Source organism: Vibrio sp. A2-1 (assembly GCF_021728355.1).
Taxonomy (GTDB): Bacteria; Pseudomonadota; Gammaproteobacteria; order Enterobacterales; family Vibrionaceae; genus Vibrio; species Vibrio splendidus_K.
In genome coordinates this window covers 1-18882 of record NZ_JAKKCO010000009.1, presented here as the reverse complement: position 1 = coordinate 18882, position 18882 = coordinate 1, and the positions used below count along the sequence as shown (strand labels likewise).

Below are 18882 nucleotides of genomic sequence, written 5' to 3'. Positions count from 1 at the left end.
GAGAACCTATTTAGCTTAAAAATATAACACTGCTTAACATTCACTCCATCGACAGGGAGTCAATCAAATATAAGGATGCAATAATTAAACATTAAGAGCGTTATTTACATGAAATTACTAACTACAGCACTAACCGTTATCGCAATCATTTCTGCTTCATCAGCTTATGCTCAGAAAGACTATTCTGGACATCGTATTGGTTTCGGTATTGTTTCTAGTGAAGTCGATCATCTAGATTCAAATTTCTCTCGAAGCGATTTAGGTAATGGGTTAAAGCTCGAATATGGTTATGACATTAACCGAATATTTGGTGTGAATATCTCATCAGATACGAGTAAAGAAGATGAAAAATTTGAAGGCTATGGATATGAGACTAAAGTTTCAACCTTCAAAATAGACACAGACATCGGCTATGCATTCTTCCTCAATGACTTTGATATAAAACCATACGGTGCCATTGGTCTTGCTCGTGTAGAGGAAAAGATCACGTTAAATACGCCTGACGGTAGTGCAAGTATCAAAGACAACAATACTTCCCTATTGCTAGGCACCGGAGTTAGAGCAAATTTTGATTTCGGTCTTTATACCGACCTACGCTTCAACTTCATCATGATGGATGACTATGACATCGATCAGTTATCTTTTACTGTCGGATACAAGTTCTAAGAATAGCTTTCCATCAATTAAACACTTTGTTCACAATCTGTTTGGGTTGTGAGCAAAGTAATCATGCGTACCAATAAGTAGGCATTATCACCGATATAACCAATACGAATTAGCCTACTCTTTCTAAAATATTACAATATGAGTGTTATTCAATTGCTTCACTGGTTTTACACATGGAGCGACCTAATGCTAAGGAGAGCAAACAATTACTTCGGTGGTACCATGAAATTTAAAACACTTCTTTTAGCTTCTGCTTTATTCTCAACCTCTGCATTTTCAAATGGTCTTCATTTATCCCCAGAACTAAAGATTGGTTCTTATCATGGTTTTGGAATGCAAGCAGGTATTACTGATGTGGCAAATCTAGGCGCAGTTTACCTGAGCTATTCTCACCTATGGTATGACAGCGATCGATATGATGAAACGGTTGATGCGTATCGCGTTGGTATCCAGAACATGTTTGGAAGAAACCAAAACCACGGCTTTCAGGCGGAGATTGGTGTAGCGAGTTATGACGGTACAAAAACGCGCTCAGGCGAAGTTGAAGAGAAGACTGCACATGGTTTAAGCCTAGGCGGTGCCTACGTGTACCAAGCGACACCAATGCTTGGGCTACGTGCTGGTGTTGATATGAATATTTTTGATCACAATAAGACCTTCGTGCCTTACGACACAACAATCAACCTTAACCTTGGTGCAATAATTCGCTTCTAAAGTTCATGCCTACTTCAGTGCGTCATCTAGGCTTTGATCACCAAGATGACGTACATCTTTGCCCTTCACAAAATAAATAATGTATTCACAGATATTTTGGCAACGATCTCCCACTCGCTCAATCGCGCGAGCTGACCACATCACTTGCAGGATGTTGGGGATGTTCTTAGGATCTTCCATCATATACGTCATTAACTGACGAATCACAGCTTCATATTCCGCATCCAGCTTATCATCAAGTTTATGTACTTCTGCCGCCGCATCGACATCCATACGAGCAAAAGCATCTAGCACTTGATGCAGCATAGTAATTGCCTGACGACACAATGGCTCTAACGAGACGTGAAACTTTTGCTCTTTCGTTGAAGGGATCTCAATCGCACCTTGTGCGATTTTAGAAGCCACATCGCCAATACGTTCTAGATCAGTAATGGTTTTGATGATCGCCATAATCAAACGCAGATCTTTGGCAGTCGGCTGACGCTTCGCGATAATACGAGTACATGCTTCATCGATCGAAACTTCCATCGCATTCACTTTATGGTCGTCACGAATTACTTTTTTGGCCAGCTCCGCGTCATCTTTATGAAGCGCTTGCATCGCAAATGACAACTGCTGCTCTACCAATCCACCCATAGTTAATACGTGTGTACGGATAGATTCTAATTCGACATTAAACTGTCCTGAGATGTGGCGACCAAAATGCATGTCAGCTCCTTAAAAGAAATGAATAAAGTCGTTTATTTCAGAGTGACTTAGCTCTAGATAGCGCGAACTTAAACGTTAGCCGTACCTACCTGTAATGTAGTCTTCCGTTTGATTTTTCAATGGCGAAGTAAATATAGAATCAGTATCTGAGTACTCGATCAATTTTCCCATATGGATAAAGGCAGTGTGATCACTAACACGAGCAGCCTGCTGCATGTTATGAGTAACAATCACTACGGTATACTGGGTTTTCAGATCGTTAATCAACTCTTCAATGGTCAACGTAGAGATAGGATCCAATGCTGATGTCGGTTCATCTAACAACAGAACTTCTGGTTCAATCGCCACTGCACGGGCAATGACCAAACGCTGCTGTTGACCGCCAGATAAACCAAAGGCATTCTCATGCAATCGGTCTTTCACTTCATCCCACAACGCCGCGGCGCGCAGAGAGCGTTCAACTGCATCATCAAGATCTCGGCTGTTGCTCACACCTTGCAACCTCAATCCATAAACCACATTCTCATAGATAGATTTAGGGAAAGGGTTTGGACGTTGAAACACCATGCCGACACGACGTCGTAAAGTCGCAACATCCACCTTAGGGTGATAGACGTTCTTGCCATGAAGCTTCACTTTTCCTGAAACCTTACAGCCTTCAACAAGATCGTTCATGCGATTAATGCAGCGCAAAAGAGTCGACTTACCGCACCCTGATGGACCGATAAAAGCCGTCACCTGCCCCTTAGGGATCTGCATTGAAATATCATCGAGTGCTTGGCTCTCTTTATAATAAAGATTCAGCCCTTCAATCGAGATAGCAATTTGCTCATCCTTCAGGTTGTGAACATCAAGTGGTGCTTGGTAACCCAAGGTTTCATTAATCGAGAACATTTAATCTTGTCCTAAGGTTCGGTATTTTTCACGCAAGTTATTACGGATATTAATGGCTGTTAAATTCAGTCCAACGATAACCGTAACCAATAAAAATGAAGTCGCATACACTAAAGGCCGTGCCGCTTCGATATTAGATGTTTGAAAACCAACATCGTAGATATGAAAGCCTAAGTGCATGAACTTTCTCTCTAAGTGTAGATATGGGAACTGACCATCTACAGGCAAGCTTGATGCTAGCTTCACAACACCCACCAGCATTAATGGAGCCACTTCCCCCGCAGCTCTCGCGATTGCCAATATCAACCCCGTGATAATCGCAGGGCTTGCCATTGGTAAAACAATGCGCCACAGCGTCTCAAATTGAGTAGCGCCAAGCGCCAATGAACCATGTCTCACCGAGCTAGGGATACGCGTTAAGCCCTCTTCCGTTGTTACAATAACAACGGGTAATGTTAATACCGCTAAGGTTAATGCGGACCATAACAGGCCTGGAGTACCAAATGTCGGAGCTGGCAATCGCTCTGCATAAAACAAAGAATCGATAGAACCACCGATGGTATACACAAAGAAACCTAAGCCGAATACGCCATACACAATCGACGGTACACCCGCTAAGTTAATTACAGCAATACGGATCAAACGTGTCAGTGCGTTGTTTTTTGCATATTCATGGAGATAAATAGCAGCAACGACACCAAGTGGCATCACTACGATCGACATGAGAATAACCAGCAACACAGTGCCGAAGATCGCAGGAAACACCCCACCTTCAGAGTTTGAGTCTCGTGGGTTTTCAGATAAAAACTTCCAAACTTGCTTGCCCCAATGCCCAACTTTTTCTGGATAGGACATCTTGTTGGGGTACCAATAATCAAGAATATGACTGAGCGGTATTTCAACTCGTTCACCTGTCATATCTTCCACCAGCAAACTTTCCACGTTCAGCTGTGTTCTGAGGTGCTCTAGCTTTACTTCCGCTTCATCAAGTTGGCTGTTTAATTTCAGCTTAGTTTGAGTATAAGTTTTAAGGTATTCATCACTCACTGACTCATTGAGTTCAAGCTTACGCTTTTCTAAACGCAAGTTTTCCAACTGCCAACTGATATTGCGTATTTCTTGGTTCACAACACGTGACGTTTCTTCTCTTAACGTGTCTGCAAACGCCAGACCATCCTCAAGTTTCTGGTCGATATTGGTTTGATAAGAACCCGAAGCCGTTTTAAACCCTACCGGTTTGCCAAAGAAATATCCCCCACGACTTCGCTCGATCACCGCCCATTCAGACGGCGTTGTTGGCTCACGTAAGTTAACATCCAAAATTGAAACAAAATCGGCTGGGTAAAGCTCTCTGTTCGCTACTTTGATACTTAAGCGTTGGATTAGCCCAGTCGACAAATTTTGAGGCGACAGTAAGTCATGAGCTTGTGGCACTTGTTCTATCGGGATGTATTTACGTTCATACAACTGACCAATCAATACATCTTGCTTTGATACCGTTTCGTCCAGATCAACCACTAACGATAAGTCTTTGGAGTCAACTTGCCATTGATACAAAGGAGCTGGCCAAAAATAGGTTAAACCCTTCCAGCCAATCAACAGCATTAGGCCAAGAACAGAGAGCATACTGATGCTCACCGCCCCGCCCGTAAGCCAAATCCACGGAGAGCCTGATTTAATCCAAGACAATAATGACTTCAGTTTATTCATCATGAACGACCTTGCTCTGACGTGCTGAACCCAAAAAAGAGCCAAGTTCGTGAGATACGCTAATCAAACAGCTAACAGCCATTGATAGAGATTGAGGTGAACCTTTAAAACTACAGCGCACGATATTTATCTCTCAGTCTTTGTCTAACCCACTCAGCAACTGAGTTCACCGCGAATGTAAAGATAAACAGCAAGAGTGCAGCCAAGAACAGCAAGCGGAAATGAGAACCGCCCACCTCAGATTCTGGTAATTCAACAGCAATCGTTGCCGATAACGTTCTCATCCCTTCCAAAATATTCCAGTCAAGAATTGGGGTGTTACCTGTAGCCATCAAAACGATCATGGTTTCGCCAACCGCTCGCCCTAGTCCCATCATAACTGCTGAAAAAATACCTGGGCTAGCCGTTAATAGCACCACATAGATAAGTGTCTGCCACGCCGTCGCTCCCAAAGCCAGTGAGCCATCGGATAAATGTTTTGGCACAGAGAAAATAGCGTCTTCTGCAATCGTGAAAATGGTAGGGATGACAGCGAAGCCCATAGCGAAACCAACCACCAGCGCATTACGTTGATCAAAGTCGATGCCATAGCTAGCTAAGAAGGTGCGAATATCACCGTCAAACAACAAGGCCTCAATGCTGTTTCCACCAGCAAATACAGCGACCACGGTAATCATCAATACCGGAATCAATATCAAGGCGTGCCAACCATTAGCGAAGCGGCTCGTCACCATCTTCGGCAAACAGTACCAAACAAGTCCAGTCAACAATGTGCTCAGTGGTAACAACACCATTAATGAGAAGACTGCCGTTAGATGCGTTTCGACAATTGGAGCAAACCAAAGCCCAGCCAAGAATCCGATGATAACGGTCGGAAGCGCTTCCATTAGCTCTATCGACGGCTTAACCACTCTTCGCATTCGTGGAGACATGAAGTACGCGGTATAAATGGCTCCGAGCACAGCAACCGGCACGGCAAACATCATCGCAAATAGAGCAGCTTTGATAGTACCGAATGTGATAGGTACTAAACTGAATTTTTCTTCAAAGTCATCGTTCGCCGACGTTGATTGCCAAACGTATTGCGGCTCTGGGTAGCTTTCGTACCAGACTTTTTGCCAAAGCGATGAGAATGATATTTGCGGATATTCGTTATCGACTTTAGCAACACGTATGGTGTCATCAATCAGCGTCGCCAAATGCAGTTCATTGGCAGACATAGCCGCTAATTGTGGTGACTTATCAAATGCGCGCTCGAACAGCGACAGCTTTTCACTGGTCGTATAGTGGCTTTGTAATGTGCCATTCTTATAGAAACTATAAAAACCCTTTCTATAAGTATCGGGCAAAATAAATTGCACTTGTTCAGCAAGTTGGAAGTCTCGAATATGGGTCAGGCTACGCTTTTCATCTTTGAGTACATCGAACCACTGAGAAACCTGTCCGTCCTCATGCGTAACCAACAGCGAATAGGCCCCAGATAGTAAATCGATACTTTTCACCGAGTGCTTCGCATCATTCAAGCTAAGATCAATCACTTCACGAACATCAAAACCGTTATCTGATAGCTTCAATACCACTAAATCAGATTGTGCTCGAAGATATAAGGTTTGACCATCAGGCGTGACTAACAACTGTTGCTGTAAACCCAACTTATCCGACAGCCATTGACTCTTCTGAAAAACATACTGACCAGTAACATCACTCTGGTACCACTTGACCAAAACTCGTTGATCGCTTAGCTGAGCGGCAACCGTGATACCACGTCCATTCTTAGAGAACGCGAATTTTTCGATTGTTGCTCCGTTTGATGATTCATCATTTAAAAATGGTTCAGGGAGATCGATTTGCTCAATTTTAGGTTCGGCTTCACTGCCCTTTTGCAGCACGGGCGCACTATACTCAGGGTAGAAAAAGGTAAGGTTGCTTGCGCTATCGGCAAAGGCAAACCAGTTTTCAGATGGGGTATTTCGAGAAAAAGCGATGGGGTTAGCTAAAACATTACGCTCAAAGTAAGAATGTGTATTTTGAGACTCTAAATCCCAAAACTGAACCAAACCGGATTTTTCGATAGTAAACGCATGCTGACCGTATTCATCTACGGATAAGGCGATAGGCTTTTCTACAGCAACGGTCTTCACGGCTTGGTCAGTCTCTAAACCAGTATCAGAAAATACCGGTAAAATGACCATCGCCAAGTAAACAAAGATCAGCACCAGAGCAGCTAGAACACTGACTGCACCACATGTCACCGAAAAACGGACGAGACGATCTTTCAACCATCTTTTTTTGTCGCGCTCTTTCAATGAAAATTGGGCTGAAGCCATCTGTTTATCTACCTTTTTTTAGCTACTGACATAATATGTACGTTAGATGACAATTATATTACAAGTTACGTTAAACAACTGAAACTAATAACAAGTTTGTTGACCATATTTCTTAAAGTAAGATCATAGATTTTGTGAATTTTGTCATTCTAAATTAAAGTAATCAGCTCTATAGCCAGCACTCAAGGATTATCATCTCGATGGAAAAAGACTATGTCACAAAAGAACTTAGCTGGTTATCCTTCAATGAAAGAGTGCTCCAAGAAGCAGCCGACAAATCAGTCCCCTTAATCGAAAGAGTTCGTTTTTTAGGTATTTACTCGAAAAACCTCGATGAGTTTTACAAAGTCCGATTTGCTGATGTGAAACGAAAGATCTTACTTCAAGATCCTCAATTACCTGCCAACTCGCAGAAAACCCTGCTAACTCAAATGCAGAGCAAAGCAAGTAAGCTCGACGCTCGATTCCATGAGCTGTATAGCGACCTATTGTTGGAACTGGCGCGCAATCGTATTTTTCTGGTCAACGAACAACAAATCAGCGAAGAACAGAGTGAGTGGATCAAAAAGTACTTTAAGAAAAAAGTGCTGCCACATTTAACTCCGTTTCTCTTGAACGAAGATAGCCAGTTACTCAATATTATCAAAGATGAACAAAGCTACTTGGCGATCGACATTGAGCAAGAGACATCTTCTCAATATGTCTTACTCGAAATCCCATCTGAAGCTCTCCCTCGATTTGTTAAGTTACCAGACATTTCGGGTTCACAGCGTACGACTTTGATCTTATTAGATAATATAGTTCGATTTTGTTTAGATGACTTGCTTAAAGGATTCTTTGAGTATGACTCCGTGCGTTGCTTTGCTATAAAAATGACGCGTGATGCCGATTATGATCTTCAAGATAACAATGAAAATAGTCTACTAGAATTGATGTCTTTAGGTTTAGAACAGCGCTTGACGGCACTACCGATACGCCTTATCTATGAGTCAGAAATGCCCGCTGAAATGCTCAGTTTCTTACAAGTCAGACTTAAGCTGTCTGACTATGACAGTATCATTGCGGGTGGACGCTATCATAACTTCAAACATTTCTCTGAGTTCCCAAGCCTTAATCGACGTGATTTAGTTAATCGTCCACTACCCGTGATTAAGTGCGCGCATTTCAGTCACTACCCAAACTATTTCGAAGCGATCAAAGCTCGTGACATCTTGTTGCATTACCCTTATCACACCTTTAATCACATTACTGAACTCGTGAGGCAGGCTTCCTTTGACCCGAAGGTAACCTCCATAAAAATAAACGTTTACCGTGTTGCAGAAGGCTCAAAACTCCTTAGCTCGATCATCGATGCGGCACACAATGGTAAAAAAGTAACTGTCGTCGTTGAGCTGCAAGCCCGCTTTGATGAACAAGCCAATATTCAGTGGACCAAGAAACTTCAAGAAGCCGGTATAAAAGTCATCCATGGTATCCCAAGTTTGAAAATCCACTCCAAGCTGCTGCTCATTAAACGGAAAGAAGGCAAGCATACGGCGCATTACGCTCATATTGGCACCGGTAACTTTCATGAAGTAACAGCGCGCGTGTATACCGATTTTTCTCTGCTCACTGCGAATGAAGATTTGACCCAAGAGGTGAGACAAGTCTTTAAGTACATTGAAAACCCTTATCAAAAATCACAGTTCAAACAACTGATTGTGTCACCAAAGAATACAAGAAAACGCCTGTATCAGTTGATAGATAATGAAATACAAAACGCGATAGAGAACAAGCCTGCAAGCATCACTCTAAAACTCAACAATTTGGTCGACCGAGAGATCATTGAGAAGATCTATCAGGCCAGCCAAGCCAATGTAACGGTGAGAATGGTCATTCGTGGTATGTGCTCTCTCGTACCGGGAGTCTCCAATATCAGTGAGCAGATTGAGATTGTTAGTGTGGTCGATCGTTTTCTCGAACACCCAAGAGTGATGATCTTTGGTAACGCTGGAAATCCAAAAGTCTATATCTCCTCTGCCGACTGGATGACACGAAACTTCGATCATAGGATCGAAGTCGCCACTCCAATTTTAGATCCAAAGATCAAGCAAACCATTATCGATATCACCGAGTTTCATTTCGATGACAGCAACAAAGCTCGAGTGCTAGAACAATCGATGAGCAACCCTTACATACAACCACCAGCAAACCCACTTGATTACCCGACGTCGCAACTCTCCACTTACCACTATATTAAACGTATGGAGAAACTTGCTCGCAAGAAGTACAAACAAGAGAAGAAATCATGCCGCTAATTGATAATAAACATTCTCGATGTATTGCCGCTATCGACTTGGGTTCGAACAGCTTCCATATGGTGGTTGCTCGAGTATTCGATCAACACCTGCAATTAGTCAGCAGACATAAACAGAAAGTGAGGTTAGGCGATGGGTTGGATGAGCGTAACTTCTTATCCGAAAGCGCTATCGAACGGGGATTGGAGTGCCTCAAGGTATTCGCAGAACGACTAGCGGATTTTGAACTTGATGATGTCAGAGTCGTCGCGACTCATACCCTAAGAAAGGCTAAAAATACCAAAGACTTCTTAGAGCAAGCTAAACCATTGTTTCCTTTTCCAATAGAGATCATCTCAGGTCAAGAAGAAGCTCGAATTATCTATAACGGCGTAGAGCACACTCAAGCCGCTTCCGAATCCAAATTAGTTATTGATATCGGTGGCGGGAGTACCGAAATCGTAGCAGGGCAAGGCTTTACACCCCAAATAATGCGTAGCTTACCGATGGGATGCGTCAGTTTTACTCAGCGCTTCTTTGCCGATGGAGGGCTGACATCACAGCACTTCTCCGATGCTTATGTCTCTGCTACTCGCCTGTTGATGCCATTAATTGAAGAATACAAACAAATCTCTTGGGAAGTTGCCTTTGGCTCATCAGGGACGGCTAAATCAATAAAAGAGGTACTCATTGGCTTAGGGTTCACCGATGGTCTCATTACGCCGCAACGCCTATCCTATTTGAGGAACCACTTATGTGAATTTCCATCATCTAAGGGGTTAGACCTTTCAGGTTTAAGTGATGAAAGAAAGCCGGTGTTTGCCGCTGGCGTCACCATTCTTTCAGCAGTTATGGATATGCTCAACATCAATGAATTGCATTTCTCCGATAGTGCCTTAAGAGAAGGGGTTCTTTATGACATGGAAGATCGGTTTAAAGATATTGATGTTCGAACAAGAACCGCCGAAACGCTTGTCTCTCGATACCATGTTGACGTAGTTCATGGCCAGAAAGTCAAAGCACTCGCCCTTTCATTACTGAAACAAGCGCAACCTCAGGTGAGTACTGCGGTAAATAATGAACTTTATGATCTGATTGGATGGGCTGCATTGCTTCATGAAGTGGGACAAAGCATCGCATTCCAAGGCTATCACCGTCATTCAGCTTATCTACTTAAACATACGACTATGCCCGGTTTCAATACTGAGCAGCAGCGTCTGATCTCAACATTAGTTCGCTATCAAAGAAAAGCGATTAAGCTTAGTTACTTACCGGATCTCACGCTATTCAATACAGGGCAGGTAGCGTTGTTAATTCGAATACTGAGGATAGCAATCCTGCTCAATCGACAGCGAAGCCAATCGCCAATACCGAATGTAAAATTAACCATTGAGCAAGATGAGAATTGGTGTTTAGAAGGAGATACCATCGACTGGTTAGCTGAAAATCAACTGCTTGATTATGAACTCAAAGAAGAACAACGACGCTGGCAAGATGTTGGGTGGTCGTTGAAGCTTGAATGATGCGCCGACAAAATAAAAACAGCCTGCGGCTAGCAAGCTGTTTCGACGTTCATAGTACCTAAATCAGAGTCCAATTTTTGCCAACTCTTGCTCAGCAAACTCTGACGGTATCGCTAAATAGCCATCTTTCTCTACCAGTTCTTGCCCTTGCTTTGAGAACACAAAAGTGAGGAACTCTCTTTCAACAGGAGAAAGTGGTTTATCTGGGTGCTTATTCACATACACATAGAGAAAGCGCGATAGAGGGTAATCTCCGCTTAAAATATTCGCTCGAGTAGGCTCTACGTAATCAGAACCATGCTCAGCAATAGGAATTAACTTTACACCAGCCACTCGATAACCAATACCTGAGTACCCTATCCCGCTGATTGATGAAGCGACCGACTGAACAACCGACGCAGATCCTGGCTGCTCATTGACTCGGTTCTTGAAGTCGCCACTACATAATGCGTTTTGTTTGAAGTAGCCGTAGGTTCCCGAAACAGAATTACGACCGAACAGTTGGAATCTATGTTTTGCCCACGGCTGGCTGATACCTAAATCTTGCCAATTGTTTAGCGGCCTAGTCGCGCCACAGCGCAATGTCTCTGAAAATATGCTGTCAATTTCGCGAAAATTAAGCCCCTCGATAGGATTATCACGATGCACAAAAAGACCAATCGCATCGATAGCAACTCGAAGCGCTGTCGGCTTATAGCCATGCTCCCTTTCGAACGCTTCCACTTCTCGTAGGCGCATTGGACGACTCATCGGCCCTAGGTGAGCAGTACCTTCGGTTAATGCAGGAGGTGCAGTGGATGATCCAGAAGCCTGAACTTGAGCATTCACGTTCGGGTAGTAAGACTTAAACTCTTCAACCCATAACGTAGTCATTCCCGCTAAAGTATCCGAACCGACAGACAACAAGCTGCCAGAAATACCCGGTACCTTAGAATAATCAGGAAGAGAATCGACCCCTTGCTCGGCATGAACAGGGGTAACCAAAGCCAATGTTAATGCTAATAATGAACTGATAGTGAAACGCATCCTGCGTATTAAAGAACTCATGACACTGTCAATCGGCTAGGCAGCGTGAAATGGAATCGGCTACCAACCCCCACTTCACTTTGAATTTCTAAATGTGAATCATGATGACTCAACGCATGTTTCACAATCGCTAACCCTAGGCCACTGCCCCCAGTATCGCGTGAGCGTGCTTTATCAACACGATAGAAACGCTCGGTAAGTCGATGCAAGTGTTGTGGTTCGATACCGTCTCCAGTGTCTGACACATCCAAACACGCGCCTTGACTGGTCTGATACCAACGAACCTTTACGGTCGCACCAGGCGGCGTGTATTTCACTGCATTGTAAACCAGATTCGATATCGCACTTCTTAACTGATCTTCATCCGCTAATACACGTAAGCTCTTATCAATATCAAATTCCAGCTTGTGTTCTCGCTCTCCACTGAGACTAGCAGCTTCTTTTTCAAGAACTTCCAACATCGCCGGAACATTAACCACTTCATCCAATTCATGCATTGGCGCCGCTTCTATCTTAGAAAGAGTAAGAAGCTGATTGACCAAACTGTTCATGCGATTCAATTGCTCAGTCATCACACCATGAGCCTTAGGCCACATAGGCCCAACGACCATGTCTGGATCTTCCGTCATTTCAAGATAGCCCTGAAGTACGGTCATTGGAGTGCGTAGCTCGTGAGAAACGTTAGCGAAAAAGTTACGACGCATGCCTTCTAGCTGTTTTAGCTGAGTAACATCACGTACTACCATGAGGTGTTCGCCCTCGGTATACGGTACGATACGCAGCTCAAGCATGCGCTCCACGTTAAGTGGCGAAGGCATCTCTAACGGTTCTGAAAAGTCTTGTTTATTAAGATACTTGATGAAGTCCGGCGTGCGGATCAAGTTAGAAATCGGTTGACCTGAATCGTCTGGCCAGCGAAAACCCAGTAAATACTGAGCAAGCTTGTTACACCAAACTATATTGCCTTCACCGCGAAACACCACAACGGCATCGGGAAGGGATTCAGCACCGTTTCTGAAACGGCGAATAAGGTTGGTCAATTCTTTGCGCTTACGACGCTGTCTCTGCTGCATACGATAGATACCGTTAAACAGAGACTCCCAGTTTCCAGAGCCTGAAGGGGGTGTTAACCGCTTTTCATCCCACAACCAAGCAGACAAACGCATTTGATAGTGTAGATGCCATGCTAACTGTAATACTGTTGCAGCCAGCAATAACCAAGGTAAATAACCGAATATCCATCCGACTATAATCCAAGGTGCGTAAAAAAAAGCCAGCTCCCAAGCTAGCTTTTTCCAGGTTAACTTCTCAACCATTCAGGACTCCATAAACTGGGCAGTGAAGCCACATTAAGCCTTTGTAGAAAAACGGTAGCCTGCGCCGCGAACCGTTTGAATTAATTTGTCATGACCAGCAGATTCAAGTGCTTTGCGTAAACGTCGAATATGAACATCTACCGTACGATCTTCAACGTAAACGTTGGTACCCCAAACGTTGTTCAGTAGTTGCTCTCGACTGTATACACGCTCTTGGTGAGTCATAAAGAAATGCAGCATTTTGAATTCGGTTGGGCCCATATCAACTGGACCTTCACTTGCGGTAACGCGGTGAGATACAGGGTCTAGCTTAAGGCCTTGTACATCAATCACATCTTCTAGTGCAGTAGGCGTTACACGGCGGATAACCGCTTTCAGGCGAGCCACGAGCTCTTTTGGTGAAAATGGCTTGGTGATGTAATCATCAGCGCCCACTTCTAAACCACGCACCTTATCTTCTTCTTCGCCACGAGCCGTCAGCATCACCACTGGGATGTTGCGAGTTAACTCTTCACGCTTCATGTGCTTGATAAAGTTTATCCCGCTACCACCAGGTAGCATCCAATCTAGTAATACTAGATCTGGGAAAGGTTCACATAGCTTGTTTACCGCTGTATCGTAATCTTCAGCCTCTACTGCTTGGTAGCCTTTTTGCTCAAGTACAAAACACAACATCTCACGAATAGGTGCTTCATCTTCAACGACCAGAATCCTTCTCGACATAATTGAATAGCCTTAGTATTTAATCAACGCATTGCATTATCTGGTTTAATTATGACACTTTTGTGACCTTTGAAAACAAATTTTCATATAACTGTCTCAAACATTTCACTTTTAATTTTTATTGCAGGTATAAGACAAATGGATCGAAATCTCCTATGATGAGCGTCTTCAGATAAAGGTATGAGAAATATTTATGTGGTTTAAGAATTGCCTCGTCTATCGCTTTAATCGTGATATAGACTTCAACGCAGATCAGCTAGAGAAACAACTTGAAGAGTTCCGTTTTACCCCTTGTGGTAGCCAAGACAAACAGAAGTTTGGTTGGGTAAATGCGATGGGTAGACACGGCGATATGATGACGCACGTATCAGAAAACCGCATTCTCATCTGTGCAAAGAAAGAAGAGAAAATGCTTCCAGCTTCTGTGATCAAAGATTCATTGAATGCAAAAGTAGAAACGCTTGAAGCGGAGTCTGGTACTCCTCTGAAAAAGAAAGAGAAAGACAGCCTAAAAGAAGACATCATCATCGATCTTCTTCCTCGTGCTTTCAGCCGCAGTAACTTCACTTACGCACTGATCATGCCGAAAGAAGGCTTTATTGTAGTTGATGCTAGTAGCTACAAAAAAGCAGAAGATGTATTGGCATTGCTACGTAAGACAATGGGCAGCCTGCCAGTAGTACCTGCAATTCCAGAGCAAGCGATTGAAACAACGTTAACTGAGTGGGTTAAATCAGGTGATACGCCTCAAGGTATCACTATGCTTGATGAAGCAGAGCTTAAATCAATCCAAGAAGACGGCGGTATTGTTCGAGTTAAGAAACAAGAACTAGAAGTTGATGAGATTAAGAACCACATTGAAGCCAACAAAGTTGTGACTAAGCTTCTGATCAACTGGCAAGATCGCATTGAGTTCATTCTTGCTGAAGATGGCAGCATCAAGCGCCTGAAATTCAGTGATGAACTAAAAGATGAGAACGATGATATTCCTCGTGAAGATCAAGCTGCACGTTTTGATGCAGACTTCTCTCTACTTTGTGGTGAGTTCAGTGTTTTCCTACCAAACCTATTTGAATCATTAGGCGGGTTAACTCAACCTAACGCCTAATTTTTCCGATTTGATGCTCAGGTATCGACGATACCTGAGCTTATTTTCTTTCCTACTCCCGCTTATCAATACCTATCAACTCGCTTCTTAATACCATTGTTATCTTTAGGGCTATCAACCAAACTCATTTTAGCGTAAAATTTGCGCCCCTTTGATATCACTTGGTGGTATCAACCTGACTTGAGATCAGATTAGAGAACGAAGCAATGACTACACAAAAACCATTTGTACCTGAACTATTATCACCGGCAGGAAGCCTTAAAAACATGCGTTACGCATTCGCCTACGGCGCAGATGCAGTATACGCAGGCCAGCCACGTTACAGCCTTCGCGTTCGTAACAACGAGTTCAATCACGAAAACCTACAAATCGGTATCGATGAAGCTCATGCTCAAGGCAAAAAGTTATATGTTGTATGTAACATTCAGCCACACAACTCTAAATTAAAAACATTCATTCGCGACCTTAAGCCTGTTGTTGAGATGGGCCCAGATGCACTTATCATGTCAGACCCTGGCCTTATCATGATGGTACGTGAGTCGTTCCCTGAAATGCCGATCCACCTTTCCGTTCAAGCAAATGCTGTAAACTGGGCAACCGTAAAATTCTGGTCTACTCAAGGCGTTGAACGTGTGATCCTATCTCGTGAACTATCACTGGAAGAGATCGAAGAGATTCGCGAACACTGCCCAGAAACAGAGCTAGAGATCTTTGTTCATGGTGCACTATGCATGGCTTACTCAGGTCGTTGCCTACTTTCTGGTTACATGAACAAACGCGATCCAAACCAAGGTACTTGTACTAACGCTTGTCGTTGGGAATACAAGACAGAAGCTGCGAAAGAAGACGAAAACGGTCAGATCGTTGAAGCTAACCCTACTGGCGTTGCTATTCAAGAAGTAGAAACTCAAGGTATTGAAGTTCAAGACGAGCGCCCTGACAACACACTAGGCCTTGGTAAACCAACGGATGAAGTGGTTTTACTTTCTGAATCACACAAACCTGAAGAGAAAATGGCGGCGTTTGAAGATGAGCATGGTACTTACATCATGAACTCAAAAGATCTTCGCGCAATCCAGCACGTTGAGCGTTTAACTAAGATGGGCGTTCACTCTCTGAAAATCGAAGGTCGTACTAAGTCTTTCTACTACTGTGCACGTACAGCACAGGTTTACCGTAAAGCTATCGACGATGCTGTTGCAGGCAAACCATTTGATGAAAGCCTTATGGGTACGCTAGAGAGCCTTGCTCACCGTGGATACACTGAAGGCTTCTTGCGTCGCCACACTCACGACACATACCAAAACTACGAATACGGTTACTCAATCTCAGATACTCAACAATTCGTAGGTGAATTCACTGGCAACCGCCGTGGTGACTTAGCGGAAGTCGAAGTGAAGAACAAGTTCCTCGTTGGCGATAGCTTAGAAATGATGACACCAAAAGGTAACATCGTTTTCAAGTTAGAAGTTATGGAGAACCGTAAATCTCAGCCAGTAGATGACGCAAAAGGTAACGGTCACTTTGTATTTATTCCAGTACCGGCTGACCTTGACCTAGAATTTGGTTTGTTAATGCGTAACTTGAGCGCAGGCCAAGATACACGTAACGCTTCAGGTAAATAACTTTACCTCGAAACTCTACTGAGAAGAAAGTAATGGCTCTGTTAATAACTGACAAGTGCATAAACTGCGATATGTGTGACCCAGAATGCCCAAATGGCGCAATCACGATGGGTGACAGTATCTTCGAAATCGATCCTGATTTATGTACTGAGTGTAAAGGTCACTATGAGAAGCCAACATGTCAGTCAGTGTGCCCTATTACAAAGTGCATAATCACTGACCCAAACCATATTGAAACTGACGATGAGCTACTAGAGAAGTTTGTTATCATTCAAGGCTTGACCTAAAAAAGAAAAGGTTCAACTTAACCATAAGTTGAACCTTTTTTTTATCCCGATTTACCAATTGGATAAATATTGCAGAAGAGCTCTTTTTCAAATTGATATTCGAGTCGCTCTCGCCAATTTATCGCTTGCGCTATAGGAACAAGATAAAAATTTTCCCTACTGGTGTCTGTTACAAATGCCATTCCATACTGCATTAATTCATAGTGCACATCATTGACGAAACTAGGGTCTAATCGTTGTCTACCGGTCAGTTGATTAATATCATCTCTTGAGATAGAAATACCTGAGTTTTCCGTACTGAACCTATGTCGTAACCATTCTGAAAATTCCTTTGCACAAATCATAGTCATAGTCTTATCCTTGAATTATCTATCGACGGGTATCAGACTCTGATTTCACAACTGCACATAAGCCGTATCTTTCACCCCAAAACTCTCCATCCCTGACCAAACGTTATCAAATTCGCCATTGTTCCTACTGTTGTCGTTGTTGTTTTTTTAATATCAAACGATGTTCTTAATTACGTGTTTATAAACTCTAGACAAAAGTGTGACATTTCTCCAGTTTTAAAGTCGAGAAAACCAGTGGCATTACCACTGTAAAAAGCCTCGATAAACTCGATTAATTATTCGATATCAAAGCCAAACACTGGCTAGGCATCACTTTAACTTTCTTTTTTTTCTTACTGTTAGCCACTTTTTTAGGTGGAGGAACTGGAATGGTCTGCGGAGCCCAACTTGCAAGTTCATCGCCACAACCATCACCTTTTGGCGGGTTTGCTTGAGCGATACAGTTATAACTGCCTTTAGGGCATTTTAAGCGAACATGAAAATGGGAATGATGCCCCCACCAAGGTCTGATTTTGCCTAACCAGGTTCTATCATTGGCATCAGGATCTTCTTGTTCACAAAGAGCTTGTTTAATCACTGGATGGACAAAAATACGCACCACTTTTTCATCTTTGGCGGCATAGCGAATGACTTGGAAATGATCATCAGTCCAATTCGATTTGCGCAATTTGTAGTTGGTAAGATCGACAACGCTGATTGGCTTAGGAACAGCGAGTTCATTTTCGGACAGCCTCTTATCAGTGAGCCTTAACCATATATCAATATCCAAGCCAGTCTGGTGACTTGAATGACCAGACGAAAAGCGCCCTCCTCGAGGTAGAGAAATATCACCAACCAATAAATTAGTGTTGAGCTGTTCGCTCGTGGTCACACCTAGCCTTTCAATAAACTGAATGGCCTCTGTATGTCCATAGTAGCGCTCTCTCTGAGGACGAATTACTTGGTAACCTTGACCGTCAATTGGCAAAGCCTGCGCACCGTCTAGACAGCCATTGGCATAACTTCCGATTGATGAGGTTGAGTGTCTTGTCGGGCTCTTTTCTTTTTCCCATGAGGTTGCCGATACGTAAAACGAACAAAAGATAAGAGCTGATGTACAAAATAACCTCATAACAATTCCAAATAAATGATCTCTATTTTCATACTAGTCGTCATTAGGAAATAGGTGCATATCGAGGATGATATTTTGAAGATAAAGAGGGATTTTTATTTGGAGAGGGGGTAATGTCCAAATCATAGAAAGCAAAAAGGCTCTAGCATTTCTGCCGGGGCGCGCAGTCTAGAGCCTTAAATATGGCAGGGGTGGAGAGGTTCGAACTCCCAACACGCGCTGTTTTGGTAAGTAGGAGAATCAGCTGCTCTGCTAATGGCGTATGTTAGATTCAGAAAGCAAAAAGGCCCTAGCATTTCTGCTAGAGCCTTAAATATGGCAGGGGTGGAGAGATTCGAACTCCCAACACGCGCTGTTTTGGTAAGTCGGGGAATCCGCTGCTTTGCTGATTGCGTATATTAGATTCAGAAAGCAAAAAGGCTCTAGCATTTCTGCTAGAGCCTTAAATATGGCAGGGGTGGAGAGATTCGAACTCCCAACACGCGGATTTGGAATCCGCTGCTCTGCCAATTGGAGCT

Annotated in this window: 16 protein-coding genes; 7 read left to right on the top strand and 9 right to left on the bottom strand. The window is 43.3% G+C overall.

Annotated elements, in window-relative coordinates; genetic code table 11:
* The first annotated feature begins 108 nt into the window (after positions 1-108).
* Together L3V33_RS20110 and L3V33_RS20105 are read left to right on the top strand one after the other, a co-directional pair.
* The gene (locus L3V33_RS20110) at positions 109-666 is read left to right on the top strand and encodes a porin family protein (protein WP_171317028.1); all 558 of its coding nucleotides are present in this window, start codon (positions 109-111) and stop codon (positions 664-666) included.
* 222 nt (positions 667-888) lie between these two features.
* Positions 889-1380, top strand: a complete 492-nt coding sequence (locus L3V33_RS20105) for a hypothetical protein (RefSeq protein WP_114634294.1) — start codon at positions 889-891, stop codon at positions 1378-1380.
* A 9-nt stretch (positions 1381-1389) separates the two neighbouring features.
* Here the strand turns inward: L3V33_RS20105 and phoU are convergent, their stop codons facing one another.
* The 4 genes from phoU to L3V33_RS20085 all read right to left on the bottom strand — a co-directional run bounded on the left by phoU (position 1390) and on the right by L3V33_RS20085 (position 7019).
* Positions 1390-2088 (bottom strand): phosphate signaling complex protein PhoU, encoded by a 699-nt coding sequence (gene phoU / locus L3V33_RS20100; RefSeq protein WP_004735072.1) that lies wholly within the window; start codon positions 2086-2088, stop codon positions 1390-1392.
* A 75-nt stretch (positions 2089-2163) separates the two neighbouring features.
* Complete coding sequence (gene pstB / locus L3V33_RS20095; protein WP_009848269.1) at positions 2164-2982, bottom strand: phosphate ABC transporter ATP-binding protein PstB; 819 nt, start codon at positions 2980-2982, stop codon at positions 2164-2166.
* The gene (gene pstA / locus L3V33_RS20090) at positions 2983-4692 is read right to left on the bottom strand and encodes a phosphate ABC transporter permease PstA (protein WP_099167097.1); all 1710 of its coding nucleotides are present in this window, start codon (positions 4690-4692) and stop codon (positions 2983-2985) included.
* A gap of 110 nt (positions 4693-4802) precedes the next feature.
* The gene (locus tag L3V33_RS20085) at positions 4803-7019 is read right to left on the bottom strand and encodes an ABC transporter permease subunit (protein ID WP_237291088.1); all 2217 of its coding nucleotides are present in this window, start codon (positions 7017-7019) and stop codon (positions 4803-4805) included.
* Between the two features lie 200 nt (positions 7020-7219).
* Here L3V33_RS20085 and ppk1 point away from each other — a divergent pair, with 200 nt between their 5' ends.
* The gene (gene ppk1 / locus L3V33_RS20080; RefSeq protein WP_237291087.1) at positions 7220-9316 is read left to right on the top strand and encodes a polyphosphate kinase 1; all 2097 of its coding nucleotides are present in this window, start codon (positions 7220-7222) and stop codon (positions 9314-9316) included.
* Positions 9307-10818 (top strand): exopolyphosphatase, encoded by a 1512-nt coding sequence (gene ppx / locus L3V33_RS20075; protein WP_237291086.1) that lies wholly within the window; start codon positions 9307-9309, stop codon positions 10816-10818. Before ppk1 ends, ppx begins: the two co-directional genes overlap by 10 nt.
* 63 nt (positions 10819-10881) lie before the next feature.
* Here ppx and L3V33_RS20070 read toward each other — a convergent pair whose 3' ends face one another.
* Genes L3V33_RS20070 through phoB form a run of 3 tightly spaced genes read right to left on the bottom strand, consistent with a single transcriptional unit; the run spans position 10882 to position 13883 of the window.
* A complete protein-coding gene (locus L3V33_RS20070; protein ID WP_237291085.1) occupies positions 10882-11865 on the bottom strand; it encodes a phosphate ABC transporter substrate-binding protein in 984 nt (327 codons plus the stop codon).
* Positions 11862-13160 carry a phosphate regulon sensor histidine kinase PhoR gene (phoR, locus tag L3V33_RS20065; protein WP_017106503.1) on the bottom strand — a complete coding sequence of 433 codons (1299 nt, stop codon included), beginning with the start codon at positions 13158-13160 and terminating at the stop codon, positions 11862-11864. Before phoR ends, L3V33_RS20070 begins: the two co-directional genes overlap by 4 nt.
* Positions 13161-13193: 33 nt before the next feature.
* A complete protein-coding gene (phoB, locus tag L3V33_RS20060) occupies positions 13194-13883 on the bottom strand; it encodes a phosphate regulon transcriptional regulator PhoB (RefSeq protein ID WP_004735064.1) in 690 nt (229 codons plus the stop codon).
* A gap of 193 nt (positions 13884-14076) precedes the next feature.
* Here phoB and rdgC point away from each other — a divergent pair, with 193 nt between their 5' ends.
* The 3 genes from rdgC (at position 14077) to L3V33_RS20045 (ending at position 16903) form a co-directional block, all read left to right on the top strand.
* Entirely contained in the window at positions 14077-14991 is a 915-nt protein-coding gene (rdgC, locus tag L3V33_RS20055) for a recombination-associated protein RdgC (RefSeq protein WP_171317036.1), read from the top strand.
* Positions 14992-15197: 206 nt separating this feature from the next.
* Positions 15198-16616: a tRNA 5-hydroxyuridine modification protein YegQ gene (gene yegQ, locus L3V33_RS20050; protein ID WP_017087856.1), complete on the top strand. Its 1419-nt coding sequence runs from the start codon at positions 15198-15200 to the stop codon at positions 16614-16616.
* Between the two features lie 32 nt (positions 16617-16648).
* Positions 16649-16903 carry a YfhL family 4Fe-4S dicluster ferredoxin gene (locus L3V33_RS20045; protein WP_004735061.1) on the top strand — a complete coding sequence of 85 codons (255 nt, stop codon included), beginning with the start codon at positions 16649-16651 and terminating at the stop codon, positions 16901-16903.
* 41 nt (positions 16904-16944) lie between these two features.
* On the opposite strand, the gene L3V33_RS20040 is transcribed toward L3V33_RS20045, so the two are convergent.
* Both L3V33_RS20040 and mepA read right to left on the bottom strand, forming a co-directional pair.
* Complete coding sequence (locus tag L3V33_RS20040; RefSeq protein ID WP_054548116.1) at positions 16945-17253, bottom strand: hypothetical protein; 309 nt, start codon at positions 17251-17253, stop codon at positions 16945-16947.
* Between the two features lie 271 nt (positions 17254-17524).
* Positions 17525-18364 carry a penicillin-insensitive murein endopeptidase gene (gene mepA, locus L3V33_RS20035; RefSeq protein WP_171317038.1) on the bottom strand — a complete coding sequence of 280 codons (840 nt, stop codon included), beginning with the start codon at positions 18362-18364 and terminating at the stop codon, positions 17525-17527.
* Between the last annotated feature and the right edge of the window lie 518 nt (positions 18365-18882).